30 protein-coding genes and 2 pseudogenes are annotated in these 24,524 nt (G+C 68.4%); 15 read left to right on the forward strand and 17 right to left on the reverse strand.

Annotated elements, in window-relative coordinates; all coding sequences use genetic code 11:
• The first annotated feature begins 593 nt into the window (after positions 1–593).
• The 5 genes and pseudogenes from LXX_RS11185 (at position 594) to LXX_RS11205 (ending at position 3,094) form a co-directional block, all read left to right on the forward strand.
• Positions 594–842 carry a hypothetical protein gene (locus tag LXX_RS11185; RefSeq protein WP_176714791.1) on the forward strand — a complete coding sequence of 83 codons (249 nt, stop codon included), beginning with the start codon at positions 594–596 and terminating at the stop codon, positions 840–842.
• The gene (locus LXX_RS11190) at positions 829–1,179 is read left to right on the forward strand and encodes a hypothetical protein (RefSeq protein WP_041767865.1); all 351 of its coding nucleotides are present in this window, start codon (positions 829–831) and stop codon (positions 1,177–1,179) included. Before LXX_RS11185 ends, LXX_RS11190 begins: the two co-directional genes overlap by 14 nt.
• 3 nt (positions 1,180–1,182) lie before the next feature.
• Positions 1,183–1,446, forward strand: a complete 264-nt coding sequence (locus LXX_RS11195) for a hypothetical protein (RefSeq protein ID WP_050737947.1) — start codon at positions 1,183–1,185, stop codon at positions 1,444–1,446.
• A gap of 365 nt (positions 1,447–1,811) precedes the next feature.
• A complete protein-coding gene (locus LXX_RS16950; protein WP_041767867.1) occupies positions 1,812–2,027 on the forward strand; it encodes a transposase in 216 nt (71 codons plus the stop codon).
• 68 nt (positions 2,028–2,095) lie between these two features.
• Positions 2,096–3,094: pseudogene (locus LXX_RS11205) on the forward strand (IS481-like element ISLxx4 family transposase).
• 140 nt (positions 3,095–3,234) lie between these two features.
• On the opposite strand, the gene LXX_RS11210 reads toward LXX_RS11205, so the two are convergent.
• Positions 3,235–4,149, reverse strand: a complete 915-nt coding sequence (locus tag LXX_RS11210; protein ID WP_011186920.1) for an NAD(P)-binding domain-containing protein — start codon at positions 4,147–4,149, stop codon at positions 3,235–3,237.
• Between the two features lie 151 nt (positions 4,150–4,300).
• Here LXX_RS11210 and LXX_RS11215 point away from each other — a divergent pair, with 151 nt between their 5' ends.
• Positions 4,301–4,522 carry a DUF3073 domain-containing protein gene (locus LXX_RS11215; protein ID WP_011186921.1) on the forward strand — a complete coding sequence of 74 codons (222 nt, stop codon included), beginning with the start codon at positions 4,301–4,303 and terminating at the stop codon, positions 4,520–4,522.
• A gap of 240 nt (positions 4,523–4,762) precedes the next feature.
• On the opposite strand, the gene purM is transcribed toward LXX_RS11215, so the two are convergent.
• Positions 4,763–5,878, reverse strand: a complete 1,116-nt coding sequence (gene purM / locus LXX_RS11220; protein ID WP_370558480.1) for a phosphoribosylformylglycinamidine cyclo-ligase — start codon at positions 5,876–5,878, stop codon at positions 4,763–4,765.
• A gap of 70 nt (positions 5,879–5,948) precedes the next feature.
• On the opposite strand from purM, the gene LXX_RS14960 reads away from it, so the two are divergent.
• Positions 5,949–6,311, forward strand: a complete 363-nt coding sequence (locus tag LXX_RS14960; protein WP_141692871.1) for a hypothetical protein — start codon at positions 5,949–5,951, stop codon at positions 6,309–6,311.
• A gap of 5 nt (positions 6,312–6,316) precedes the next feature.
• Here the strand turns inward: LXX_RS14960 and purF are convergent, their stop codons facing one another.
• From purF to LXX_RS11235, 3 genes are read right to left on the reverse strand one after another with little or no spacing between them, the layout of a single operon-like run.
• Positions 6,317–7,876: an amidophosphoribosyltransferase gene (gene purF / locus LXX_RS11225; protein ID WP_011186923.1), complete on the reverse strand. Its 1,560-nt coding sequence runs from the start codon at positions 7,874–7,876 to the stop codon at positions 6,317–6,319.
• A 21-nt stretch (positions 7,877–7,897) separates the two neighbouring features.
• Positions 7,898–8,311, reverse strand: coding sequence for a hypothetical protein (locus LXX_RS11230; protein WP_223227652.1), 414 nt, complete (start codon positions 8,309–8,311; stop codon positions 7,898–7,900).
• A gap of 40 nt (positions 8,312–8,351) precedes the next feature.
• Positions 8,352–8,708 (reverse strand): sterol carrier family protein, encoded by a 357-nt coding sequence (locus LXX_RS11235; RefSeq protein WP_011186925.1) that lies wholly within the window; start codon positions 8,706–8,708, stop codon positions 8,352–8,354.
• Positions 8,709–8,765: 57 nt separating this feature from the next.
• Between LXX_RS11235 and purD the strand changes: the two genes are divergently transcribed.
• Together purD and LXX_RS11245 are read left to right on the forward strand one after the other, a co-directional pair.
• A complete protein-coding gene (purD, locus tag LXX_RS11240; protein WP_011186926.1) occupies positions 8,766–10,019 on the forward strand; it encodes a phosphoribosylamine--glycine ligase in 1,254 nt (417 codons plus the stop codon).
• Positions 10,020–10,123: 104 nt separating this feature from the next.
• The gene (locus tag LXX_RS11245) at positions 10,124–11,014 is read left to right on the forward strand and encodes a phosphoribosylaminoimidazolesuccinocarboxamide synthase (protein ID WP_050738009.1); all 891 of its coding nucleotides are present in this window, start codon (positions 10,124–10,126) and stop codon (positions 11,012–11,014) included.
• 89 nt (positions 11,015–11,103) lie between these two features.
• Here the strand turns inward: LXX_RS11245 and LXX_RS11250 are convergent, their stop codons facing one another.
• Together LXX_RS11250 and LXX_RS11255 are read right to left on the reverse strand one after the other, a co-directional pair.
• Complete coding sequence (locus tag LXX_RS11250; protein WP_011186928.1) at positions 11,104–12,642, reverse strand: DHA2 family efflux MFS transporter permease subunit; 1,539 nt, start codon at positions 12,640–12,642, stop codon at positions 11,104–11,106.
• Positions 12,643–12,671: 29 nt separating this feature from the next.
• Complete coding sequence (locus tag LXX_RS11255) at positions 12,672–13,256, reverse strand: PadR family transcriptional regulator (protein ID WP_011186929.1); 585 nt, start codon at positions 13,254–13,256, stop codon at positions 12,672–12,674.
• Between the two features lie 210 nt (positions 13,257–13,466).
• Here LXX_RS11255 and LXX_RS11260 point away from each other — a divergent pair, with 210 nt between their 5' ends.
• The gene (locus tag LXX_RS11260; RefSeq protein WP_011186930.1) at positions 13,467–14,375 is read left to right on the forward strand and encodes a recombinase family protein; all 909 of its coding nucleotides are present in this window, start codon (positions 13,467–13,469) and stop codon (positions 14,373–14,375) included.
• A gap of 9 nt (positions 14,376–14,384) precedes the next feature.
• On the opposite strand, the gene LXX_RS12945 is transcribed toward LXX_RS11260, so the two are convergent.
• The 4 genes and pseudogenes from LXX_RS12945 to LXX_RS16955 form a co-directional block, all read right to left on the reverse strand.
• Positions 14,385–15,122 carry a hypothetical protein gene (locus LXX_RS12945; protein WP_011186931.1) on the reverse strand — a complete coding sequence of 246 codons (738 nt, stop codon included), beginning with the start codon at positions 15,120–15,122 and terminating at the stop codon, positions 14,385–14,387.
• A 175-nt stretch (positions 15,123–15,297) separates the two neighbouring features.
• Entirely contained in the window at positions 15,298–15,837 is a 540-nt protein-coding gene (locus tag LXX_RS12950; RefSeq protein WP_068981867.1) for an FtsK/SpoIIIE domain-containing protein, read from the reverse strand.
• A complete protein-coding gene (locus LXX_RS12955; RefSeq protein ID WP_370558481.1) occupies positions 15,834–18,185 on the reverse strand; it encodes an FtsK/SpoIIIE domain-containing protein in 2,352 nt (783 codons plus the stop codon). The genes LXX_RS12950 and LXX_RS12955 overlap by 4 nt, the downstream gene beginning before the upstream one ends.
• A 186-nt stretch (positions 18,186–18,371) precedes the next feature.
• A pseudogene (locus tag LXX_RS16955) lies at positions 18,372–18,536 on the reverse strand (FHA domain-containing protein); the annotation flags it as partial.
• A 78-nt stretch (positions 18,537–18,614) separates the two neighbouring features.
• Here LXX_RS16955 and LXX_RS14555 point away from each other — a divergent pair.
• From LXX_RS14555 to LXX_RS11285, 5 genes are all read left to right on the forward strand, one after another.
• Complete coding sequence (locus tag LXX_RS14555) at positions 18,615–18,758, forward strand: hypothetical protein (RefSeq protein WP_155806826.1); 144 nt, start codon at positions 18,615–18,617, stop codon at positions 18,756–18,758.
• 357 nt (positions 18,759–19,115) lie between these two features.
• Complete coding sequence (locus tag LXX_RS11270) at positions 19,116–19,409, forward strand: WXG100 family type VII secretion target (RefSeq protein WP_041768570.1); 294 nt, start codon at positions 19,116–19,118, stop codon at positions 19,407–19,409.
• Between the two features lie 11 nt (positions 19,410–19,420).
• The gene (locus tag LXX_RS11275; protein WP_011186933.1) at positions 19,421–19,945 is read left to right on the forward strand and encodes a hypothetical protein; all 525 of its coding nucleotides are present in this window, start codon (positions 19,421–19,423) and stop codon (positions 19,943–19,945) included.
• Positions 19,942–20,232 (forward strand): hypothetical protein, encoded by a 291-nt coding sequence (locus tag LXX_RS11280; protein WP_041767870.1) that lies wholly within the window; start codon positions 19,942–19,944, stop codon positions 20,230–20,232. Before LXX_RS11275 ends, LXX_RS11280 begins: the two co-directional genes overlap by 4 nt.
• Positions 20,229–20,540, forward strand: coding sequence for a hypothetical protein (locus tag LXX_RS11285; RefSeq protein WP_041767871.1), 312 nt, complete (start codon positions 20,229–20,231; stop codon positions 20,538–20,540). Before LXX_RS11280 ends, LXX_RS11285 begins: the two co-directional genes overlap by 4 nt.
• Before the next feature lie 123 nt (positions 20,541–20,663).
• On the opposite strand, the gene LXX_RS11290 is transcribed toward LXX_RS11285, so the two are convergent.
• From LXX_RS11290 to LXX_RS14560, 6 genes are all read right to left on the reverse strand, one after another.
• On the reverse strand, positions 20,664–21,053 hold the full coding sequence (locus LXX_RS11290) for a hypothetical protein (protein WP_041767873.1): 390 nt from the start codon (positions 21,051–21,053) through the stop codon (positions 20,664–20,666).
• A 152-nt stretch (positions 21,054–21,205) separates the two neighbouring features.
• Entirely contained in the window at positions 21,206–22,288 is a 1,083-nt protein-coding gene (locus LXX_RS11295; protein WP_223227653.1) for a zinc-binding dehydrogenase, read from the reverse strand.
• Positions 22,289–22,299: 11 nt separating this feature from the next.
• A complete protein-coding gene (locus tag LXX_RS11300; protein WP_081423163.1) occupies positions 22,300–23,064 on the reverse strand; it encodes an HAD family hydrolase in 765 nt (254 codons plus the stop codon).
• Between the two features lie 30 nt (positions 23,065–23,094).
• On the reverse strand, positions 23,095–23,436 hold the full coding sequence (locus LXX_RS15955) for an FAD-dependent oxidoreductase (protein WP_223227654.1): 342 nt from the start codon (positions 23,434–23,436) through the stop codon (positions 23,095–23,097).
• A gap of 36 nt (positions 23,437–23,472) precedes the next feature.
• Positions 23,473–24,246, reverse strand: coding sequence for an FAD-dependent oxidoreductase (locus LXX_RS11305; RefSeq protein ID WP_223227655.1), 774 nt, complete (start codon positions 24,244–24,246; stop codon positions 23,473–23,475).
• Between the two features lie 18 nt (positions 24,247–24,264).
• The gene (locus LXX_RS14560) at positions 24,265–24,480 is read right to left on the reverse strand and encodes a hypothetical protein (protein WP_141692870.1); all 216 of its coding nucleotides are present in this window, start codon (positions 24,478–24,480) and stop codon (positions 24,265–24,267) included.
• Positions 24,481–24,524 lie beyond the last annotated feature (44 nt).

Genomic DNA, 24,524 nt, shown 5'->3' on the forward strand with positions numbered 1-24,524 from the left:
GGCACATAATCCAAAGGCGGAATTGGTCGCGGTCGTTGCCGCACTCTTGGGAGCTTCCATCGCGAGCGAGCATGCTGTCGTCATGAGCGAGCGTGCTACCAGCGTGGTCTTGGGTGGGATCGCCAGCGCCTCTGTCCGGCTCCGTCGCCGAGGCGGACAAGGAACCACCGAGCCCCACCGCCAGGATCGCAGCTATCACGGCCGAGACCATACCGACACGCACCGAATGAGCTCGACGTCCTCGCATCATCTTTTGAACGTTCATTAAAAATGACCTCGTTTTCAAAGAAAATCAGTGTACCTACGGAGAGCTACGACGATGCCACCGGAGCATGTCGAGTGTCAATGCTGGGGTAAGGCAAGTTGGTGGTTTCTTCTTCGCCGCCGAAGAGTGCGGAAATTAACTTTGCGGTGCGTGTCCGGGATCTACAGGAATTAAGGCGATTCACAGTCTCTACGCACACACCCGATCATCAAACTGACATAAGGGAGATTATTATCAGCTACAAAATCACGCTTCAAAACGCGGATACAAATCATGCTATGCTTGAAACATGCCGCCGCGTTGGGAGCCCTCTAGTGACAAGCACGGCGTGTCCCGCCAGGATCAGGCGTACGCGATCATTCACGCCTCTTATGTGAACATCACGGACGAACCGGCTCCGGCGGGTGGGCAGATCGTGGTCTATATCGGTCCTGAACATGCACAGACGGATCGCGAGTTGGAGATTCTGGTGCTTGAGTTCGCGGAGTCGGGTCGTGAGGCTTTGATCTTCCATGCAATGTCGTTGGGACCAAAGTGGCGCCGATATCGAGAGGAGAACCCTGATGGCTGGAGATGAGATTAACTTCGACGCGCTGGCGGAGCGTCTGACCGATCCGAACGTGGCGATCCGTACCAAGAAGGTGCTGCGCGGCGAGGAGGCCGCCGCATACGGGCGAGCCATGCTGCTGAGCGAGTATGGCAGTGAGGAGGCTCTCGCGGCAGCGCTGATTGCCCCGGGTCGGCCAAAGCTGGGCAGCGGTCGACGCGGGCCGTCTCCGACGGTGCGTGCGCGAATCTCCGAGCAGGACTTCGCCGAGCTCGCGCAGCTGCGCGAAGAGACCGGTCGGACAGAAGCGGACCTTGTTCGCGAAGGCGTGCATTTGCTGCTCGCACAGCACAAGCGCGCGAGCTGACGCGTGCGCCGTAGGACTCAGCTCGAGCCGCAGTCGGCCATCCCGAGTGCCGAGGATCGTCGGAAGCACCTGGACTTCATCCAGGCGGTGATCACACGGATGGCGTCCGCTGCAGCGGACGCCAAGGGGTGGGCGTTAACGGTTGCTGTTGCGGCGTTCGGTTTTGCCGCGACAAAGCAATCCTACTTGATCGCGCTCCTGGGCCTCGGCGCGGTCGTCGTCTTCGGCGCGCTCGACTCCCGTTATCTCCGGGAGGAGCGAAAGTAAGGAGTTCAGTTTGGAATCGATCGCACAAGGAGCGACAGGCCGCGGGTTCTTGGCTACCTTGTCCGGAACTGATCCGTATGCGCTCCGGTTTGCTCGGGACGAGGGGCTTCGTTCGATGAATTGATCGACCTCATGTCTCAGAATTCGTCCGCTTGGCTGATTGATGAGGCTATCCTTAGTGCGCGTGTCATGGATGCTTTGGCAGAGTTCGTGAGCAGCATTGCTCATAGAGTTCAATCCGAGTGGCGCGATTTTGCCGACGTCCTTAGCGCTGTTGATGCCGAGTTGGAATGGACCCTTTTGCGCCGATTCTTGGGTTCTAGCGGTTGTTGCAACATCTGGAGTTTCTAGGAGTTGCAAGGACCGTGTCCCGTTTAAGGCGCAGTGCGGGGAAGAGGAAGTACACCCAGGCGGAGCGTGAAGCCTTCTTCGTCATTTTCAAGGAGTCCAGGAGTACGACGATCGCGGCGAGGGAGCTAGGGTTCAACCCCGCGACGTGCGCGCAATGGGTTCGCAAGGCTGGCCTGGCTAGGTGTGATGTCCAGGGGGGTTGTTTCGGCGATACGGTCGTGAGGAGTTGAGGGGCGAGGGCCTCCGGTTGTGAAGTGGAGCTGTTCAGTTCAACCGCTTCACGATCCAGGAGGCCTTCGTGTCCCACGTTAACGCTGCTCTCACACCGCGCGCTCGTCTGCGCCTTGCCAGGCTCATCGTCGAGGACCATTGGCTGGTCTCCGTCGCAGCGAAGATGTTTATGGTCTCGCCCGTTACCGCGCGGAAATGGGCGGCGAGGTTCCGCGCCGAAGGCACGGGAGGGATGACCGACCGGTCTAGCCGCCCACGATCGATGCCAACGCGGACGCCGTTGCCCGTGCTCAAGCGGATCGTGCGGGCGAGGTGGCGACGACGCCTGGGGCCGGTGCAGATCGCCGGCGAGCTTGGCCTTCCCGCCTCGACCGTCCACGCCGTCCTGGTGTGCTGCCGCATCAACCGGCTCTGCACCATTGATCGGGTCACGGGCGAGCCGATCCGTCGCTACGAGCACGACCACCCTGGATCGCTGATCCATGTCGACGTGACGAAGTTCGGCAACATCCCCGACGGCGGCGGCTGACGATTCGTCGGCCGCGTCCAGGGCGAACGCAACCGGGAAGCGACCGCCACCCGCACGAAGAGCAGGAACCACCGCTACGAGCCACGGTTGGGCACCGTGTTCGTCTACACGATCATCGACGACCACTCCCGCGTCGCCTACGCCGAGATCTGCTCCGACGAGAAGGCGGACACCGCGATCGGTGTCCTGCGGCGTGCTGTCGCCTGGTTCGCCGACCGGGATGTCAGCGTCGAACTCGTCCTCTCGGACAACGGCTCCGCCTACAAGTCCTACGCCTGGCGAGACGCCTGCACAGAGCTCGGGATCAGGGCGAAGAAGACCCGACCATACCGACCACAGACCAACGGGAAGATCGAACGCTTCCACCGCACACTCGCCGACGGCTGGGCCTACGCCCGGTTCTATGGTTCAGAGGCCGAACGACGAGAAGCACTCCCCGGCTGGCCCCACTTCTACAATCATCACCAGCACCACTCCGCCATCAGAGCCCCACCCATTAGCAGAATCGACAACAACCTCCCTGGACATCACACCTAGAGCTGCGCCATGATCTGCCGGGCGATCACGCGCCCGGCACGGTTCGCGCCGATGGTGCTCGCCTGCGGCCAATACCCGGCAAGGAATATCCGCGGGTCCTGCCAGGACATCCCCGACGCGACGGGGAGACCGCCGGCCTTCTACCGGAGCTTGAGCGGGGCCAGGTGGCGCAGCTCCGGCCGGAAGCCGGTGGCCCAGATGATCGCCTGCGCTTCGGTGAACGTCGCATCCTCCCAGCGCACGCCACCGGCCTCGACCCGGGAGAACATGGGCCGTTCCACCAGCAGGCCGCGCTCGATGCCCGCAGCGATGCGCCGCGTGCGGGCGACGCCGGTGCCGCTAACGATGCCCGGCAGGGCTTGACCGGCACGGGCCGCGGCATCCTGCTGCGCCACCGCGGCGACACCGCCCTCGATCGTCAGCTCGGGCTCATCGCGGAAGTCGACCGGGCGACGGGTCGCCCAGGTAAGGGACGCTGCGACTCCCTCAAGCTCCAGGAGGAAGCCGATCGCGCTCGTCCCTCCGCCGACGACGACCGACTGACCGGCGAACTCTTCGGAGCTGAGATAGGTCGAGGTGTGCAGCTGACGTCCCGCGAAGTCGTTCATCCCGGGATACCACGGGATGAACGGCGCACCCCAGGTCCCGGTCTCATTGACGACGATCCTCGTGGTGATCTCGCCCGCGCTGTGCCGCACGACGCGGTCGGCGACGCGGTCGAAGACGCTGTCCACCGAGACGGGACGCTGCACCTCCAGACCGAAGTGCTCCTCGTAGCGGCGATAGTAGCCGGAGACGATGTCCTTGGCGGGGAGAGAACGATCGGCGGTCTCGAAGCTGAGACCGACCTCGGACATCCCCGGGAGGTCGTTGACATGATGGGCGCTGCCGAGCCGGAGCGCGTCCCAGCGGTGCTGCCAGGCTCCGCCCGCGCCGGGGCCGCGATCGACGAGGACGAACTCCCGCCCCGGCGTCAGATCGAACCGACGCAGGTAGTAGGCGACGGCGAGGCCCGCCTGACCCGCGCCGACGATCACTACGGAAGCGTCGGTCATCGTTGCTGTCACACAACTATTTCATCATCTCTCGCTGTGGGCGAACTCCGGGCCCCCGAGGGGTCGCATGCTAAACTCGACGCTAGTTTTCACTGTTTCTGATTCGATCCCCGGGCGCCATCCCCGGGCCGGGACCAAAAGGGGGTCACGCATGGGGCGCGGCCGTCAAAAGGCGAAGCACACGAAGATCGCTCGCCAGCTGAAATCGTTCAGTCCGGACGTGAACTACGACGCGCTGGAACGTGAGCTGACCGGGCACTCCCACGACGACGCCGACCAGTACGCCAAGTGGGCCGACTACGAGCCGGGCGACGAGTACGGCGACTACGGTACGGAGGACACCTCCCCGACGGAGACCCCGAACCGCGCCTGACCCCACGGGGCCAAGACCCTCTGCGCGGTGCGGCGGCTGTCCTTCCCTGTCGGGGAAAGGCGGGCCCGGTCTCGCACAGGAGCAGAACGCCCTGGCCGACGACAGCCACCGGACCGCCCGCGGAAGACAGCGGCCGGGCGCGGCGGCGCAGAGGTGGTCCTCCCGACGGGGCCACGGAGCCACCCGGCGTCTCCCCCGGGGAAAAAGAGATCGGGTCTCCCCGGGGGGGAATAAAAAGACTCAGCCGGAGTATGCCCCCACGAGCCGCACGGCCCCGCCCTGCACACCCTTCGCGCCCTGCTCGAAACCGGCGAGGTCGCGCACGGCGGTCGAGACGGTCCCCGCCGCCCAGGTGGGGATGCCGTCCGCGGTCAGCGCTGCGGCAACCGCACCGGCGCTCTCCGGCGACACCACCGCGAACATCCCGACACCCAGGTTCCAGGTTCCCTCGGTGGATTCGAGTGTGCTGCCCGAAAGATCGGCCAGCACGCGGAAGACAGGCGACGGCGACCAGCTGGACCGGTCGACCTCGACCCACGATCCAACGGGGAGGACGCGCGCCAAGTTGGCCGCGATGCCGCCGCCGGTGACATGGCTGAGCGAGTGGACGCCCGCGCCGAGCGCCGGGTCCTGGAGGACACGGAGCAGCGACGCCGTGTAGAGGCGCGTCGGTTCGAGGAGGGCCTGGCCGACGAGGCCGCCGAACTCGGGCAGGTCGTCGGTGAAAGCGATGCCACGTCCCGCGAGGATGTGACGGACGAGGGAGAAGCCGTTCGAGTGCAGACCGGAGGACGCCATCGCGAGCACGGTGTCGCCGTCGCGAACCCGCTCCGCACCGAGCAGCGCGTCGGCCTCGACCACACCGGTCGCCGCGCCCGCCACATCGTAGTCGTCGGGTCCGAGCAGGCCGGGGTGCTCAGCGGTCTCGCCGCCGACGAGCGCCGTGCCGGTCGCGGCGCAGGCGCGTGCGATGCCCTCGACGATCGCGGCGATGCGCTCGGGGACCACCCGGCCGCAGGCGATGTAGTCGGTCATGAACAGCGGCCGGGCGCCGACGACGACGATATCGTCCACGACCATCCCGACCAGGTCCTGGCCGATGGTGTCGTGCTTGCCGATGGCCTGGGCGATGGCGACCTTCGTGCCGACGCCGTCGGTGGAAGTCGCCAGCAGCGGGCGCCGGAACCCCTTCAGCGCGGACACGTCGAACAGCCCGGCGAACCCGCCGAACCCGCCGAACACCTCGGCCCCGTACGTGCGCGAGACAGCGGCCTTCATCAGCTCGACGGCACGATCGCCGGCGGCGGTGTCGACACCGGCGGCGTAGGAGAAGGACGGGGAAGCGGAGGGTTCGATCACCGGTCCATGCTATCGGGGCCGGATGGGCCCTCCGAGTGGTCGCCCCGTAAGGACGCCGGCGCCGGGAATGTCGAACCGGTTGCCGCCGCGGTCGTTCATCACGTCGACCGGGTCGAGCTGCGAGAAGCGCAAGGCCGGGTCTTGGATCGTCGGCGAGCGGGAAGGCACCGAAGCAGAGCCCAGGCGGCAGCGCTCCCCCGAGAACCAGGGCTATTGCGGTGAAAATTGTGACGGCAGCGGTCGAGCACACGAATCGGCGAAAGCTCCACGCAACGAGCTGACGGTGCCACCACAACGCAGAATGCTCAGAGCGAACCTTGAAAGCTTGTCGCTGCTCCCCGCACCACCGGGAATTTCCGCCCTGCTGCCCTTCCAGGCCGCGGCGTCAGCGGCGGCGCTCGCCTGGCTGCGCGACCGGATCGGAGCCTGAGCCCCTTACTCCTGCCGTCCCGGGTCCCCGAACGCCAGCAGGCGCTCATGCTCCGAATCCGGGCCGGGCTCGCAGCCGTCGCCGGTGGCGGCAGCGCCCTCCGCCGCCGGGCGTTCCAGCAGGTTCTTGCCGAGGTGCTGGGCGGCGGGCAGCGCGATCGGGTAGACGCCGGTAAAGCACGCGGTGCAGAGGCACTCGCGGGGCTGCTCGGTGGAGGCGATCATCCCGTCCTCGGAGAGATAGCCGAGGGAGTCGGCGCCGATAGACTGGCGCACTTCCTCGACGCCGAGGCCGGTGGCGATGAGCTCCGCGCGGGAGGCGAAGTCGATTCCGTAGAAGCACGGCCAGGTGATGGGCGGGCTGGAGATACGCACATGCACCTCCGCCGCTCCGGCCTCGCGCAGCATCGAGACCAGCGCACGCTGCGTGTTGCCGCGGACGATCGAATCGTCCACCACGACGAGACGCTTGCCCTTGATGACGTCCTTCAGGGGGTTCAGCTTCAGCTTGATGCCGCGCTGGCGGATGGTCTGCGACGGCTGGATGAAGGTGCGGCCGACGTACGAGTTCTTCACGAGACCCTGACCGAACGGGACGCCAGCGGCCTGCGCATAGCCGATCGCGGCGGGCGTGCCGGACTCGGGCGTCGGGATGACGAGATCGGCCGCCACCTCGTGCTCACGCGCGAGCTGGCGGCCCATCTCGACCCGCGCCTCGTAGACTCCGCGGCCGGCGATGGTGGTGTCGGGGCGGGCGAGGTAGACGTATTCGAAGACGCATCCCGCGCGCTTCTCGGCGGCGAAGCGGCTGCTGCGCAGGCCGTTCTCGTCGATGGCGATGAACTCGCCCGGCTCGACCTCGCGCACGAAGCTCGCGCCGACGATGTCGAGCGCCGCGGTCTCCGACGCGACGACCCAGCCGCGCTCCAGGCGGCCGAGCACCAGCGGGCGGACGCCCTGCGGATCGCGGGCGGCGTAGAGCGTGTGCTCGTCCATGAAGACGAGACAGAACGCTCCGCGCAGACGCGGCAGGACTTCCAGCGCGGTCTCTTCGAGCGTGTGGTCGAGATCGCCGGTGAGCAGGGCGGTGACGACGGCCGTGTCGGTCGTGTTGCCGCGGGAGAGCTCGCCGTCGTGCGCTGGGTAGCGCTCCTGCACCAGCTCCATCAGCTCGGCGGTGTTCGTCAGGTTGCCGTTGTGCCCGAGCGCGACCGTGCCGCCGGAGGTGGAGCCGAGGGTCGGCTGCGCGTTCTGCCAGCTGGAGGCGCCGGTGGTCGAATATCGTGTGTGGCCGACGGCGATGTGGCCGGTCAGCGAGTTGAGCGCGTTCTCGTTGAAGACCTGGGAGACCAGGCCCATGTCCTTGTAGATGAGGATCTTCTCGTCGTCGCTCGTCGCGATGCCCGCCGACTCCTGGCCGCGGTGCTGCAGGGCATAGAGGCCGAAGTAGCTGAGCTTAGCGACCTCCTCGCCGGGGGCCCACACACCGAAGACACCGCAAGCATCCTGCGGCCCCTTCTCGCCGGGCAGCAGATCATGGCTGAGACGACCGTCTCCTCCGGCCACAGCGGACCCCTTTCCGTCGTTTCAGCCGTCGTCACCGACGTACACGTCGATTCTATCCGCCCGCACGGTGCGGGCCCTGCGGGCGGCCGCGCGGGCGGCGGCCAGTGCGGCGAGCGCGCCGAGCGCGACGCCGAGCGCGACGCCGACGGTCAGCAGGAAGCCGAAGACAGCGCCGCGGTCGTAGACCGGATTCTCCGGGAAGGAGAACGTCAGGATGAGGGCGACGATGGCGAACACGACGGCCCCGGTCAGCATGAAGCGGAAATACCGCGGCGAGCGCTGAACACGAACCGCGTCCTCGGTGACCGTGACGCGTTCCTCGGGGGACGGTTCCGGCGACCCGGGCGACTCCTCCGGGGCAGCTGCGGCGACGGCCTGCGCGTCCGGTTCAGGCTGGGCTCCAGACACGGCGGACTCCTCCGGGTTCACACTCATGCCTCCATTCTCTCGCACCGCGGCTGTGCGATCGCCCGGGTCAGAAGCGCAGCGGCAGCAGCCCATCGAGGGCGGCGCGCTGGCCGGAGGCGTGGACCGCGCCGGAGGCGAGAGCGGCCTCCCAGCCGAGACCGCCGGAGGCGAGCGCCAGCCAGGTCGCCGCGTCCGTCTCGATCACGTTCGGCGGAATGCCGCGCGTGTGGCGCGGCCCCGGGACGCACTGCACGGCTCCGAACGGTGGCACGCGCACTTCCACGGTCGCGCCCGGCGCCCGCTCGGCGAGCAGCTGAAGGAGGTAGCGGACCGCCGTCGCGGTGGTGTTCCGGTCGGCGCCACCGGCGAGCGCCGCGCGCACCGCCGGGCTGCCCTGTTCCTCGGGGATCTTCGCTCTGGCCATACGCCCATCCTCGCATCGCCCGCGCAGCGCCGAGCCGGTGACCTCTAGCATGGGGGCGTGAAGATTCTGGTCCTCGGTTCCGGTGCCCGCGAGCACGCCATCATCACCGCTCTCCTCGCGGAGCGGGCCGGTCACGACATCGTGGCCGCCCCCGGCAACGCGGGCATCGCCGCCGACGTAGCGGTCGAGCCGGGTCTGGACACACTGAACGGCGCGGCCGTCACCGCGTTCGCGATCGAGAACGGCTTCGAGCTCGTGGTCATCGGCCCCGAGGCTCCGCTGGTCGCGGGCGTGGCCGACCCGCTGCGCAGGCGCGGCATCCCGGTCTTCGGCCCGGGGCGGGCTGCCGCTCAGCTCGAGGGCTCCAAGACGTTCGCAAAGCGGATCATGGACGAGGCGGGCGTCCCCACCGGCCGGGCCGTGCGCGCGGCCACCCTGGCCGAGGCCGGAAGCGCCCTGGACGAGTTCGGCGCGCCCTACGTCGTCAAAGCCGACGGGCTAGCGGCCGGCAAGGGCGTCATCGTCACGGAGGATCGGGCGGCGGCGCTCGCCCACGCGGCCCGCTACCTCACGCACGGCAGCGTCCTCGTCGAGGAGTTCCTCGACGGGGAAGAGGTCTCCCTCTTCCTCGTGAGCGACGGCCACACCGTGCTCCCGCTCAGCCCGGCGCAGGACTACAAACGCCTCCTCGACGGCGACGCTGGCCCCAACACCGGCGGGATGGGCGCCTACTCACCGCTGACCTGGCTCCCGGAGACCTTCGTGGACGAGGTGATCGACACCGTCGCCATGCCCACCGTGCGCCAGCTCGCGGCCGAACAGACACCGTTCATCGGACTGCTCTACTGCGGTCTCATCGTCACCGCGAAGGGCATCCGGGTCATCGAGTTCAACGCGCGCTTCGGCGACCCCGAGACGCAGGTCGTCCTCCCCCGGCTGGTGACCCCGCTCTCGACCCTGCTCTTCGCCGCCGCGACCGGCACGCTGTCCGGGATGCCGCGTCCCGAGTTCGCGCCCGGCACCACCGTGACCGTCGTGCTGGCGAGCGAGGACTACCCGGAGTCCCCGCGCACCGGCCGGCCGATCGCCGGACTGGACGAAGCCGCCTCCGTCCCGGAGGTGACCATCGCCCACGCCTCCACCGCCCGCGACGAGACGACCGGCGCCCTCCTGGCGACCGGTGGCCGCGTCCTCTCGGTCGTCGCGCGCGGCGCGACGTTCGCCGACGCCCGCACGCGCGCCTACGACGCCCTCTCCCGCATCCGCCTCGACGGCTCCCAGTACCGCACTGACATCGCCGCCCGCGCCTGACCAGCCACCCATTCCTCGCTTCTTCCGGATTCTCCGGCGGTTCGGCGGAAGAAGCCGAGGAAACGCCGGCTGAAGCGGGAGCCTAGGATGAGGGGGTGACGGAAATGCCGGGGTGGAAGCATGTGTATTCGGGGAAGGTGCGGGACCTTTTCGTACCGGAGACCGCCGAAGGTCTGACCGAAACCGACACCGTGCTCGTGGTCGCGAGCGACCGCGTCAGCGCCTTCGACCACGTCCTCGAGCCGGGCATTCCCGGCAAGGGCGAGCTCCTGACCGCGCTGAGCCTGTGGTGGTTTGATCGGCTGGACGCACCCAACCACCTGATCCCGGATCACACCCTGGAGGGCGAACGCGCCAGAGAACGCATCCCCGCCGCGGTCTCCGGGCGGTCGATGCTGGTGAAGCCGCTCGACATGTTCCCGATCGAGTGCGTGGTCCGCGGCTACTTGACGGGAAGCGGATGGCAGGAGTACCAGGAGAGCCAGAGCGTGTGCGGCCTCCCGCTGCCGGCCGGGCTCAGCGACGGCGACCGGCTGCCGGAGCCGATCTACACCCCGGCCTGGAAGGCGCCGCTGGGCGAGCACGACGAGAACATCAGCTACGAGCGCACCATCGAATTGGTGGGCGCTGAGACGGCTGGGACGCTGCGGGAGCTGTCGCTTGCCGTCTACGGGCGCGGCGCGGCGATCGCAGAGAAGCGGGGCGTGATCATCGCCGACACGAAGTTCGAGTTCGGGGCCGAACGCGAGACGGGCGAGATCACGCTCGCCGACGAGGTGCTGACAAGCGACTCCAGCCGGTACTGGGATGCGGCGGCGACCAGCGACGTGTACACGCCGAAGGAGCGGATGGCGAGCTTCGACAAGCAGATCGTCCGCGACTGGCTGGCGGCGAACTGGGACAGGACGGGAACGCCCCCGGCGCTGCCCGCGGAGATCGTGGAGCGGACGGCCGGGCGCTACCGCGCGCTCGTGGAGCGGTTGACCGGGGCCTGACGGACCTGCCCGAGGCCAGCGATCCGTGGGCGAACGCGGTGCGCGTGGTCGCCTGATCCGGCTGACCCCCGAGGATCGAAACCGATCTCTCAGTCCAGGCCACGGGAGTCAGTCCACCCTCGCGAGGGGGCCTCCCCCGAAGCGGGACGCTCAGCGGCCGTCTGGCGCGGCTTCTCCCACCAGATCACGAACAGCGCGCCGAGGACGGCGACAGCCGCGGGCAGCAGCAGCGACTCCGACATCGCCTGCGTGAACCCGGCGTGCAGGAAGGCCGGCAGTTCCGTCCCGGTCGTCGCCCCGTTCCCGCTCGCGCCGCCGGGCAGCTTCGGCAGGTCGACCGAGAGGCGGCCGGAGATGAGGGCGGCGATGGAGGCGCTGCCGAGCACCGCGCCGACCTGGCGGGTGGTGTTGAAGACGCCGGAACCGGCTCCGGCCTGGCTCAGCGGGAGATTCCGGGTGGTGGTCGCCGAGATCGGTCCCCACACGCCGGACATCGCGATCCCGAGGAGGGCGCCCGGGATGAGGAGCAGCCCGATGTTCGCATCCGGGCTCAGCATCTGCGAATAGAGGAACAGCGCGAGCCCGAACAGCACCAGGCCGGGGGCCGCGATGAACACGGGGTTCACTTTGTCGATCAGGCGTCCCACCACGGGCGCGAGTACACCGGAGAACACGGCGGTCGGCGCCAGCATCAGGGCAGACTGGGTCGGGGTGAGGCCGCGGACGGTCTGGAAGTAGAACACCAGCGGCAGCGCCATGCAGGTCACGGCGAAGCCGACGGCCGTGATCGCGCCGTTGGAGAGCGAGAAGTTGCGGTCCTTGAACAGGGTGAGCGGTAGCAGCGGCTCCTTTTTGTTCAGGGCTTGCCAGATGACGAATCCGATCAGGACGACGATGCCGGCGACGATCAGGCCCCACACGCTGACCGGGCCCCCGATGACGCCCCAATCGTAGGTGCCGCCCTCCTGTATGCCGAAGACCAGCAGGAACATGCCGACCGCGGAGAGGACCACGCCCAGGATGTCGAACCGGTGCGAGTGCGTCGGCAGCTCCGGGACTAGCCGCACCGCGAGGACGAACGCGACGAAGCCGACCGGGACGTTGATGAAGAAGATCCACTCCCAGCCGAGGGAGTCGACCAGGACGCCGCCGAGCAGCGGGCCGACGAGCGTCGCCACGCCGGCGACCGCGCCCCACAGGCCCATCGCCGCCCCACGGCGGTCGGGCAGGAAGATGCGGGTGATGACGGCCATCGTCTGCGGCGTCATCAGCGCCGCGCCGAGCCCCTGGACGACGCGGGCGGTGATCAGCATCCCGATGCCGCCGCCGGGCATGTCTCCGGAGAACCCGCACCAGGCGGAGGCGAGCGTGAAGACCACGAGGCCGATCAGGTAGATGTTCTTCGGGCCGAAACGGTCGCCGAGACGGCCGGTGATGAGGAGCGGCACGGCGTAGGCGAGCAGGTAGGCGCTCGTCACCCAGATGACCGCATTGTAGTTGGCGCCGAGGTTCAGCCCCTTCATGATCGACGGGTTCGCCACGGAGACGATGGTGGTGTCGATGAGGATCATGAAGAACCCGATGACCAGCGCCCAGAGGGCGGGCCAGGGCTTCCGTTCGCGTTCCATGAGAAGTCTTTCTGTTGTGTTCGGGAGGTTCAGGGGTGGTGCTTCTCTTCGTCCCAGGGAAGCTCTCCCGAGACGAGGTCGTCGATCAGGGCATCGAGGGCAGCCACATCGGCTTCCGCCATCGTGCGCAGATAGCGCACATCCATCCAGTACTTGACAGGCAGCCCCTTCGCCCGGACAGTGTCGATCGCCTTGTCCAGCACGGCGATGTCGGCGCGGAGCAGGCCGACGCGCTTCCGCAACAGGGCGATGACGGTGTCAAGAGGCAGATTGTGCGCCTGCCCGAGGCCGAGCGGGAACTCGGGGAACTCGTTGACGGGTGTGCCGATGATCTCGGCGACCCGTTCTCCGAGAGCGAGGGCGCCCTGCTCGGTGATCTCGTAGGTGGTGCGCTCGGGCCGGTTGCCCTCGCGCTCGGTGCCGGTGGCCCGCACCATCCCCTGCCGGGAAAGGCGGTCGACCGTGTGATAGAGCGACCCCGGCCGCACCTTGACGAGCCTGTCCTCCGAGCGCTGCACGAGCGTCTGGTACATCTCGTAGGAGTGCGTCGGCCCCTCGGCGAGCAACGCGAGCGCGGCGACGGCGAGGGGGGTGAGCGCAGGGATGCGGGGCATGGGTCCTGGGGGGTCGGCGGCGTACGGGGACGAGTATTGCATGGATGATTATTCCGAATGGAATAGTACATACGGAGTGATCGTGGTGTCAAGCGGGTGCGCCGCGCCCGCTGCGGACCCCGATCGCACAGCCCCCTCGCGGGGTCCCCGCAGCCGGCAGGTCGCTGGACGGCAAACGTACCTACGTCTTTGAGACGGAAGGTGCGAACGATGACCGAAGCGAAGCGGGCCCGGCGCCGGGCGGTGCTCTACGTACGGATCAGCGATGACCCGCACGGCTTGGAGCGGGGTGTGGACCGGCAGGAAGAGGACTGCCGGGCGGTAGCCGCCACGGAGGACCTGGAGGTGGTGGCGGTGTTCCGCGAGAACGACACCTCCGCCTTCAAGCAACGCACCATCGTGTTGCCCTCGGGTGAGAAAGTCCGCCGGGTGATCCGCCCGAAGTTTAGGGCGATGCTCCAATTGTTGGCCAACGACGGTGGAGACGTGCTGATCGCCTACGATCTCGACCGCGCCGTGCGCGACCCCCGGGACTTGGAAGACCTGACCCGCACCCTGCGGATCCTGCACGGGGCCGGCTACGACACGGATGGCCTCGTGGTTGCGCTTGCCCGGGGGCTGTCCGCCGGGACGGAGCAGCCTGCCCGGACGCTGCAGCGGGGCATGATCCGCGCGGTCAAGAGCGGACGGTTCGGACGTGGCCGGGCGCGTCTGGTCGCCGGGATCACCCCGGCTGCCCCCACCGCCGACGCCGAGTACGGGGAGGCGTTGGCTGAGCGCGCCCGACTCATTCAGGAGGCCGCGCACGCTGACCTCCGCAACGCGCACGCCGAGCGGGCAGCCTGGCTGCCCGCAGGCGGCCGCCTCCCCGCCGAACCGGATGCTGCCCGGACGATGCTGGCGGCACTCCAGGTTGTCGCGGTCTACCGGGCCAAGCACGGTATCACAGCCGATGACCCGCTGGGGTCGGCCCCGGAGGAGGGGTCTGAGCAGGTGCAGGAGTACACCAGGGCGCGCGCCGCGTACGCGCATGCGCTTGGGGCCATCGCGTCAACGACCGATAACGCCGATGTGGGGCGTCCTGCACCGCATCGGCGCGATGTTGGCCTGAGCCGTTAGGTGCGGGGGTCAGTTGTTCTCGGGTTGGGCGATGTGGATGCCGGTAAGGCGTCCGTTCTCGATGAGGAAGCCGCGGCCGGGCGGGTAGTCGGCGCGTTTGGTGTGGGTGAACGGGGTGGTGAAGAGGCTGGGGGTGTCGTTCGCGTCCGGTTGTAGGGCGAGTGCCCAGCGTGCTCCGCGCAGCGGGCTGGCAAGTTCCCAGACTGTGCCGAGGGTGGCGCTCTCACCTTCGATGATGCTGGTGTGGTCGCTGCGGCGGAGGAGTTTGAGGAGGGCGGCGAGAGCTTGTTCGTTGCCGGAGCCATCGAACCCGCCGATGTCTTCGACCACGACGATGCCGCGTTTCCCTAAGGCGGGGAAGCTGGCCGGTTCCGGGGCGGGGGTGGCGGCGGTGTCTGGTTCGGGTGTCGGGGTGGTGCCGATGAGGGGCAGCAGTGGGAGCGCCATCGCCTGCGTGGGGGTGGTTCCGCCGAGTGCCCGGGTGAGCCGGTTGATGGTGGCTTCTCGGGTGTCGGCGGTGTCGGCGACCTCGCTCCAGAGCGGGAGGTCGCGCAGGGTGGAGCGACGGGGTGCGATCAGGACGGCGTCAATCGGTGCGCCTGCTCCCTGCTCTTGGAGGGCTTCGAGGAGGGAGAGGATCGCGGTGCTGCGACCGGACCCTGCGGGGCCGGTCACGAGGAGGAACCCGTGTTCCGGCGCGGTCACCGGCGCGAGATGGATGGTGTCGATTCCGAACGGTGCGGGCACGGCTGGGGTTCGGGCGAGGGCAGTCCTGGCGAGAGCTTCGGGGATGGCCGGGACGGCGGCAGGTGTGGGGATGGCCCGCGCGCGCTGGGCGGTGGCGAGTTGTTGGAGTGCTGTGTCGGTGTCGGCGGGTTCGGCACCGCTGCCGGGTAGGGCGAGTTGGAGTTCCTCGTCGCCGCTAATGCGCAGTGCCCGGCCGGGGCCGGCGTCTTTTGAGGGCGTCGGCGGGGATGCCGAGGTTCTGGTAGTCGGCTTCGGCGGTTAGCCGTAGGGTGAGGCGTTCGGGGATGCTGGAGGCGAGGGCGGCGGGCAGGGCGCCCGTGCGTTCCGCGCTCAGGAGAAGGTGCATGCCGACATTGCGTCCGTTGCCGGCGATCTCCACGAGATCAGCGAATGGGTCGCTGCCGCCGCCGCGGTGTTCGTAGGCGTCGCGGAACGCGGCAAGACCGTCCACGAGGAGGAGGACGGGCGGCGTCGTGACGCGCGCCGCCGACCGTTCGGCGATGAGTCCCTTCACCAGCCCGAGGAGGCGCACGATGCGGTCTCGTTCGTCGCCGGGGACGATGTCGCCAGTGTTCGGGAGGGCTGCCAGTGTGCCGAGGCGTCCGCCGGCGCTGTCGATGCCGTACACCTGCGTGTGCGGGTCGGCAGCGATAACCGAGGTCGCGAAGGTGATCAGCGTCGTGGTCTTGCCGGTGCCAGCTGCGCCGTAGATCACGACATTCCCGACCTCGGAGAGCGGGATCGCGTAAAGGGACTGCCGCTGCAGGTGCGGCTCATCGACCAGGCCCACCACGATCCCGCTCGCGGGCGAACCAGGCTTGGCGAGCAGGGCGGAGCCGAGCGGGAGGACCTCGGGCAACTGGTCCACCCACGGTTTCCGCGGGGCCGCCGTGCCTGCGTCGGCGACAGCACGGCGGATGTTTCCGGCGAGGACCTCGATGTCCCGCGGACCCTTCCGCCGTGTGGGGCACGCTGGAGTTCGGGCTGGATAGCCCACGGGGCGTTCTCGCCGAAGCCGAGATCGCGGACTTCCACGGACTCCCGGTGCTCGCTGTCAGAACGTCCGCCGAGGTACCCGGTCTGCAGGTGGGTCAGCTGCCCGGCACCGACCTTGATCGCGGCGCGCCCAGGAACCTCCGGGGGGAAGTGGGCAGCATCAGGAACCCCGATCACGTCGCTGCTGTCGACGGCATCCGCCATCCTGAGCGCGATCCGCAGATTCGTGTTCGCGCGCAGATTGTCCTTGATCACCCCGGCAGGACGCTGGGTCGCCATCACCAGGTGCAGCCCGAGAGAACGGCCACGCTGGGCCACATCGATTACCCCGTCCACGAACTCGGGGATCTCGTTCACCAAAGCCGCGAACTCGTCGATCACGATCACCAACGCCGGAGGCGTGTCCGGGTCGCTACGGCGTTCCAGCGCGACCAGATCCTTCGCACCCTTCTCCGCCAGCAGCTCCTCCCGATAGCGCAGCTCCGCCCGGAGCGAGGTCAGCGCCCGGCGCACCAGGTGGGTGTTCAGGTCGGTGACCAGCCCGACCGTGTGCGGCAGGTTCACGCAGTCCGCGAACGCGGCACCACCCTTGTAGTCGACCAGCAAGAAGGTGAGCCGGTCCGGGGAGATATTCGCCGCGAGCGAGAGAATCCACGTCTGCAAGAACTCGGACTTCCCCGACCCGGTGGTCCCACCCACGAGAGCGTGCGGCCCATGCGTGCCGAGGTCGATCCGAACCGGGCCAGCGGAGCCCTGGCCAACGACCGCGGCCAGCCGAACCGCTTCCCGTTCTGCCCCGGTCGCCCATTCGGAGACGAGGCTACCGGTGTCACGCCAGCTTTTCAGGATGGTGTCGCTGGAGCCCAGGATGTCACCAGGCACCAACTGGGCAAGACCGACACTGCGGGGCAGGTCGCTCTCATCCAGCACACGAGCACCCGCATCCACGATCGGCGCGAGTTCCCGGGCAAAGGTGGCCGCCGCGGGCAAGCCGAGATCGTTCATCGACGTGAGCGGAACGAGCACCCCCTGCCGGACGAGGTGGACCCGCCAACTATCGGGGTGCGCTTCGATCACTGTTCGGCAGGCCGCCGGGATGCCACCGAGTGCAGGGGCGACCCAAATCACGTGAACGCCGACATCCGCACCGTCCTCGACCAGACCCACGATCCGGGTGCGGTCGGCAATCGTGTCGGTCACGACGAGGACGATTACAGCGGGAACGTGTGGGCGGGCGTCCGCGGGCGCGAGACGCTCTTCCGCTTGCGCAGCGTCGCCGTCCATCCGCGACCGCACCGAACCAGCGTTCGATCCGGCTCCGCGCTGAGCGATGAGCCCTTCCAGCGCAGTGAGCAGGATGCTGGCACTGCGTTCGTCATCCGCGAGATGCGGCGCGTCGATCGGGCTGTAAGCCGAGTCGACGTGCGGCAACCACTTCAGCCATGCCCAGTCCTCCTCCGCCTGCGCCGGCCGGGCGAACGCGGTGAAGACAAGATCGGCTGGGGAGTGCAGTGCCAGAAGCTGGACCAGAACAGCGCGGGTTGCCGAAGCCGCCGAGAACCGCTCCCCGGCGATGCCGAGCGAACCGCTTCGGTCCAAACGCTCCAATAACGGGACACCGGGGATGCGGGCGAAGCGCTCATGAAGCCCGGTCAGCCGTTCCCACTGCTCCGCGGGGACTTTCCCACGTGGCGGCAACTGCACGGCTTTGCGGCTCTGAAACGTGGCTGTCCCCAGCCGGAGTTCCAGGAACGCCCGGTGTTCCGGCCGACGCGACCAGAGCCGCAGATCCCGTGAAGTGGGAAGCGTGGTCAGCGCGGCGGCAGAGGGGGTTTCCTCCTCCCGTGCCGCCTGCTCCTCGGTGAGATTCGTTTCCAGCTCCCGCTCAGCGGCGGCCAAACCCTCCTCGAACTCACGGAGTTTCACCTGGGTGGACTTCCGCTTGGTGAGCCGGTTGTCGAGCCACGACCCGATCATGATCAGCGGCGATGGGCCAACGAAGATCAGGCTCAGAACTGACTTCGTGGTCAAGTACAAAACCGCCCCCATCAACAACGGGGCCACCATCGCGATCAGGGAGAACCGGGTGGGCTCGGCCGGATCTGGCGGGGCAGGCAACTCCACCGGGTCGGGTGCGAACACCGGGTCGACGCGGGGAGACTGCAGATACTGCACGGCACCGGCAAGCACGGGTTCGGGCTGTGGCGGTGGACCGACATCGATTCGTGCCTTCACCGGCCTGAAAGCGACCACCGTCCCGCTGGTGGCGCGGATCGTGTGGTGCGTGTGCTCGGTCCCGTCCGCAGCGAGGAGAGCGGTGCCGTTCGCGGAGCCGAGATCCTCGATCTCGACCGCGTTCCCGACCCGGCGCAGCACCGCATGGCGACGCGACACCCCCGAGTTGTGGAGTTCGATCCGGTTCCCCGATCCCGCCCCACCGTGGTCTCGGTGTTGACGGCGAGGAACTGGACTCCCTGCTGCGGCCCGTCGAGTACCGTGACGGTGGCGATCGGTGTCCTTGCCCGTTCGCCGACACCGGGAGACGTCTCCAGCACCGGCTCGATCTCCACACCGGCCATCAGCCCGGCCGAGGCGGCGGCATCGCCCGTGTCGAGGATCAACGTCTTCCCGTCCGGATAAGCCACCCGCAGAGTCAAGGGAGCGTGCCGTTGCACAGCGAACTGCATCAGCTGAGGATGCCCTGCACCGCCCCGCACCAACACCCGCGCCACATCGCCAACCGTCGTTGTGGCGTCGAAGGTCACCGTCACATCCCGGAGGCGCTTATGCACGTCATCGGTGTACTTCATCACCGAAACCGGGAGTTTCACTGGCCCTCCTAACCGACCGTCCCGCCGTGAATGTGAAACATAGAATTTTGCCCGCAAAAATTCATCATCTAGAACAAGACCTGTCGATCCACCCCGTCAGCGGGAATCCCGAGGCTGGCCGCGCGCAGGGGAACGTGCGCATATCGCACGCATGAAAGGCGTCACCATGTCGAACATCAAGGTCAGCTACGCAGAAATCGAAACCTCCGCCTCCCAGCTCAGTTCCGGCCGTGAGGAGATCACCACCAAGCTGCAGAGAATGCAGTCCCAGATCCAGAACCTCGTGACCTCCGGCTTCGTCACCGACCAGGCGTCGGGCAAGTTCAACGACGCGTACACGAAGTACACCACCAGCGCGAACACCCTCATCGCCCAGCTCAACGAAATCCAGCAGTTCCTCACCGGCACGGCAAACGCGATGCGCGACCTCGACTCGCAGATCGCCTCCAAGATCAACTGACCCACTCCAGGATGTCGCTTCTCGAAGCGTCACCGGCCGACACCACCAGCAGCGACCCGGCCACCGAACTCCTGATCGAGTTCGGGCAACTCTGGACGCGCGGCCTGGCCGACCCGGGGAAATTGTGGCAGTTGTTCGACCGGTGCGAGATGTACTTGTTCCGGCCGGACTGCTACGGCGTTCCCGTGTTCGGCGTCTCCGGTCGGTTCGTGACGCCAGTGTTCTCGACCGAGGTGGGGTTGGCGGAGTTCATGATGAACTCCGCCGTCCTCGGGCCCGCAAGCGGTGCGGACGGGTACGACTGGGTGTGCCTGACCGGAGAGCAGTTCTTCCAGTTGCCGGTGCGTGCTCGCTATCTGGCGATCGACCCCGGCTCCGAGCGCGAGGTGACGGTGGACCTAGCCGAACGGACAGACGCGCCCGCATACGCCGCGGACGGGCGGCCGCTTCTGGTCAACCTCGACATGTCCCCGGACGGGAAGGTTCATATCCCGTTCGGTGAGACCACCGACCTGGGTGAAGGAGATACACAGTGAGCACGCTGCGGGTGTCGCCTGGGCAACTGCGTGCCGGCGCGAGTAACACCGGGATCATCGAGCACGCCATCACCACCCACCCCGTCCACCAACTCACCGTCGGGGACATCGGCCACGCCGGGGTCGCGGCGGCATTGAACCAGTTCCGGGAAGCATCCACAGCCGAACTCCGGCTCCGCCAGCAAGGGACAATACAGGGCGAACAGATCCTCACCGCCGCTGCCTCCGATACGGAGCGAGTGGACACACTCCTGGCGCAAGCCGCCACCCGGATGGTGAACGCATGACCCTCACCGGCGCCTCCACCGTCGAGGAACTCATCCCCGGTAACCCCGCCGCGATCGAGAACGTGGTCCAGAACATCGGCTCCGGTGTCGGACCAGCCCGGCAGATAGCCGGGGCGTGGAAGATGATGACCCTCCCCGGATGGGAAGGCCGCGGCGGCAACGCCTGGCGGGCCTTCACCCCGAAGAAGCCGGCCACACGGGCATGCTGCCGCCCGCGCTCAACCGTGTCGCCGCTGCGCAGCATGTGCGCGATGCGTACGGCGCTGCACAGTAGGCCACCACCAGGCCACCCTGTGCTTGTCTCCTAGAGTCCCGCTGCCGAACCGCTTGCTCACGCGCAGTAGAATGGCCAGCGACCAAGCAAACAGACGCAGGTACGTTTCCAGTCCTACAGGAAACCCCGGAACAGGGAGACGGCGGCGCAGCAACGCTCAGGGAGCGTCGCCGGGCTCCCCGCCCCGCTCCTCGAACAGCCGCCGGTGCGCTTCGGCGATGAGCTCCAGCGGAGTGAAATCGCCGAGGTCCGCTCTCACGGGGATCGTGCCGACGCTGATCCCCGTGAGGACCTGGAGAGCGGTCAGCTCTTCGACCGAGAATCCCCGCACCTTCAACCGGTAGACACCGCTGCGCTGACGCCGTCCGCTCGCGAGCCGGCTCGCCCGGCAGCCGACCACGCCGAGATCCTCGAGGTCGGTCAGGTGAGAGAGGGCCACGGTGGTCGACATCCGCAGAGCGGCGCCCACGTCGACGCTGGATGCGCCCTCGGGATGCGTCAGCAGGTGGCGCAGCACAGCGGCACGGTTCGGCGTGCCCGCGACCACAGCGAGGAAGCGAATCGCACGATCAGGGAGGGAGTCTCCGACATTCGCCGACGCACCATGAAGCCATCATGGGACGGCCGCTATCAAAAATCTCGTTATTAATTCCTCTGTGAACAGATGTGACGACGATAAGAGCGCTCCCCCGGGCCGCGTCAGGGCCGGACGGCCACCCGCGGATGCTCTGAGCAGGCGAGGACGGCGTCCACCTCGGCCAGCGGGAAAACCGCGCCCACCAGTTGCTCGAACGGATACGATCGCCCCTCGCCCGCGAGGAAACGCACGGCCTGCTCCAGGTGATGCGGCGCGTAATCATGTACACCGCGAACAGTGAGCAGCCGGCGCGCGAGCTGTTCCGGCAGAGCCAGCCGTTCGGCAGACGGTCCGGCAGGGCCGACGGAGCCGACGAGCACCAGGATGCCACCGACATCGAGCACCCCGAAGAGAGAACGCAGGGCGGAGGGCGCCCCCGTGAACTCGAGTGCGACCGTCGGCGCCGCACCGCGACGGCCGGCCTTCGCGAAAGCCGCCAGCGAACCTCCCCGGCCCTCGGCGGAGACGCCGGGATCGGCCACGGCAGCAGCGCCGAACGCGAGAGCCGCCTCACGGCGCTTCGGGTCGGGGTCGCTGACGAACACACGAGCGCCCGCCGCGGTCGCCATCGCGGCCTCGGCGAGACCGAGCGTGCCGGCGCCCGCAATCAGGACGAGAGCGCCGTCCAGGGCGACGTCGGCCGCGGCAGCGTCCAGAGCGGCGGCGACGGTCGCGGTCGAGCAGGAGGCCGGGGCCAGCACCGCCGCGGGCAGATCGTCGGGCACGGCGACCAGCGCGGTTCCCTCCAGGATGTGAGTGTGCGTCGCGAACCCGCCCGACAGCTCCCAGCCGCGGCGCATCCGCGCGTGGCCGTACTTCTGGAGACTGACGCACTTCTGTGGAATGCCGCGCCGGCAACGCCGGCAGCGACCGCACGGCATCGCCACCGACCAGACCACCCGCTCACCGAGCGAGACCCGGCGCCCGTCTGTCGTCTTCGCACCGCCGCGGCCGAGCGCGACGACACGGCCCACCTGCTCATGGCCGATCACCAGCGGGGCGGACGCCGATCGCTGGTCGCGGACGGTGCGGGCGTCCGCCTCGTGGGCGTGGCCCTCACCCGGCCACACCATCGCCGTGGCCGACGGGTAGACACTGACTCCCAGCCCTAGGCTCTCCGGCTGCTCTAAGACGCGCGGGGTCACCGCCTTGATCGTCACCGGGCGCTCTGGCCCTCGAGGTCGGCCAGGCTCAGCAGTTCGGCGAGGTCGGCGACGGAGTCGATCACGGCGTCCGCCCCCGCGTCGAGGAGAGCCGGCTCATCGTGCGCGCCGGTGAGCACACCGACGACAAGGCCCGCGCCGACGGCGAGGCCGGCGGCGGTTTCGCTCGCGGTGTCGCCGACCACGACCATCCCGCGAACCGTCGTCGTGCCCGTGCGGAGCAGGGCCGTCAGCGGCAGGTCGGGGGAGGGAGAGCCCCAGCCCGCCTCGGCGGAGCTGAGGGTGAGGTCGGCGAGGTCGCGCCAGCCCAGCGCGTCGAGCACAGCGTCCTTGGTCGTGCGCGAGAAGCCCGTGATGAGGGCGACCTTGACGCCGATCGCGCGGAGACGGCGGATGAGCTCCTCCGCGACCGGGACGGCACGGAGGCCCTCCTCAGCGGCAAACTCGGCGTAGGCGGACTCGAACACGGCGTTCGCGTGCTGCGCCTGGTCCTCGTCGGCGGTGAGCGCATGGAAGACGGAGATCGTCGGCTGTCCCGTGGTCTCGCGGACGAAGGCGCGGGCGATGCCCGCAGCGGACCCGGCGATGCCCGCGGCTTCGACGGCGCGCTCGAAGGCCCGCTCCACCAGCCCGTCGTCGACGACCGTCGTCCCGACCAGGTCGAGCACGACGAGGCGGAGGTCGTCGACCTCGTCTGTTTCGTCGTCGATGGACGCAGCGTCGTCGAACTCACTGGTGATGAGACCGTCAGGGGTCATGGTGTGGCCTTTCTGTGTGGAGAATGCCGGCTAGCGGAGCAGGACCGCCGCGGCCGGGACCCGTGGAGCGGAAGAGAAGAGGTCGTCCACGACCCGGTCGGCGAGGCCGAGCCCGGTCGTCATCCCGATGCCCGTGGTCACCGAGACCACCCGGACGGACGGAGCGGGCGAGGCGACCAGGAAATCGTCCGGCGCGGAGACGTAGACGCCCTGCCAGCGCTCGCGCACCCGCAGACGCTCGACGCCGAACAGCGCACGGGTCTGTTCCAGCAGCAGTTCGAACGCCGATTCGGACTGAAAGGGCGGCACCTCCGCGTCGCGGTAGTGCGTGTCGCCGACGATCAGCGAACCGTCCGGACGCTGTGTGTACATCTATTCACATCCAGCGCCGCCAGCTCGGGATTCGTCTCAGCCAGCCGCTCGCGCACCACCTGCGCGCTCGGGGTCGCCGCAAACCCACCGTACCGCAGCAGCGACCAGCCCGTCAGCACCGGCGCGGAGAGCGGCCGGTCGAGGTCGGCGTCCACGAGCATCATGTCGAGACCGCAGCGCAGGATGCCGTGGGCGTCCGCGATGCCGGGGAACAGCTGATCGACTATCGTGGTTCACGGCGACCACGACCGCATCGGCGGAGACCCGCCCGCGCGAAGTGTACACGCGGCCGGTCTCCACGCCGGTCACGGTGGTCTGCCAGAAGAAGGCGACGCCGTGCGCGTCCAGCCAGCGGGCGATCGCCGGCGCGGCCTCGCGCGGGTCCACCTGCAGATCGGCGGGCAGCAGCACACCGCCGACGACACCGCCGCCGGCCGGGACGCGCTCGCGCACCTCCGCGGACGTCAGCAGCCGCACATCCTGAGCTCCGCGGCGGTCGCGGAACTCCTCGAGCACGGCGAGTTCGTCCGCCGCCTGCGCGACGACGACAGTCCCGGACTCGCGCAGCCAGAACCCGGCCTCCGGGGCGAGCGTCAGCCACAGCTCGCGGGCGAGCTCGGCGTAGGTGCGTGCCTCACCCTCCTGCGGGGTGACGCACAGGTGCCCGAAGTTGCGGATCGAAGCGCCATTCACACCCTGCGCCCGCTCGATGACGGCGACCGTCAGCCCGCGCCGGAGCGCCGCCACGGCGTGCCCCAGGCCGACGACGCCCCCGCCGACCACCACCACCAGATCGTAGTGCCTTCCCACGCTGACTCCTTCCACACCTCAGCGCAGCGCCTTCCGCATCCAGACGGCGACGGCCTCCACGGGGAAGACCATCGCCTGATAGCGAGGACGAACGCGAACGCCTCGTTCCACGCCGCGCCGCGCGCCGCACTGTCCGGGGAGAAGCCGGTCCCGCCACTGCCGACGGCCCCGCGGGCCGTCGGCGCGCGGATTCGCCAAGCCCCACCCCTCGACAGCGCGCGCCTTCTCAGCCATGCGCACCACGGTAGGGGGCGGGGACGACAGCGGCGGGAAGCCCG

This window comes from Leifsonia xyli subsp. xyli str. CTCB07 (genome assembly GCF_000007665.1).
GTDB lineage: Bacteria > Actinomycetota > Actinomycetes > Actinomycetales > Microbacteriaceae > Leifsonia > Leifsonia xyli_C.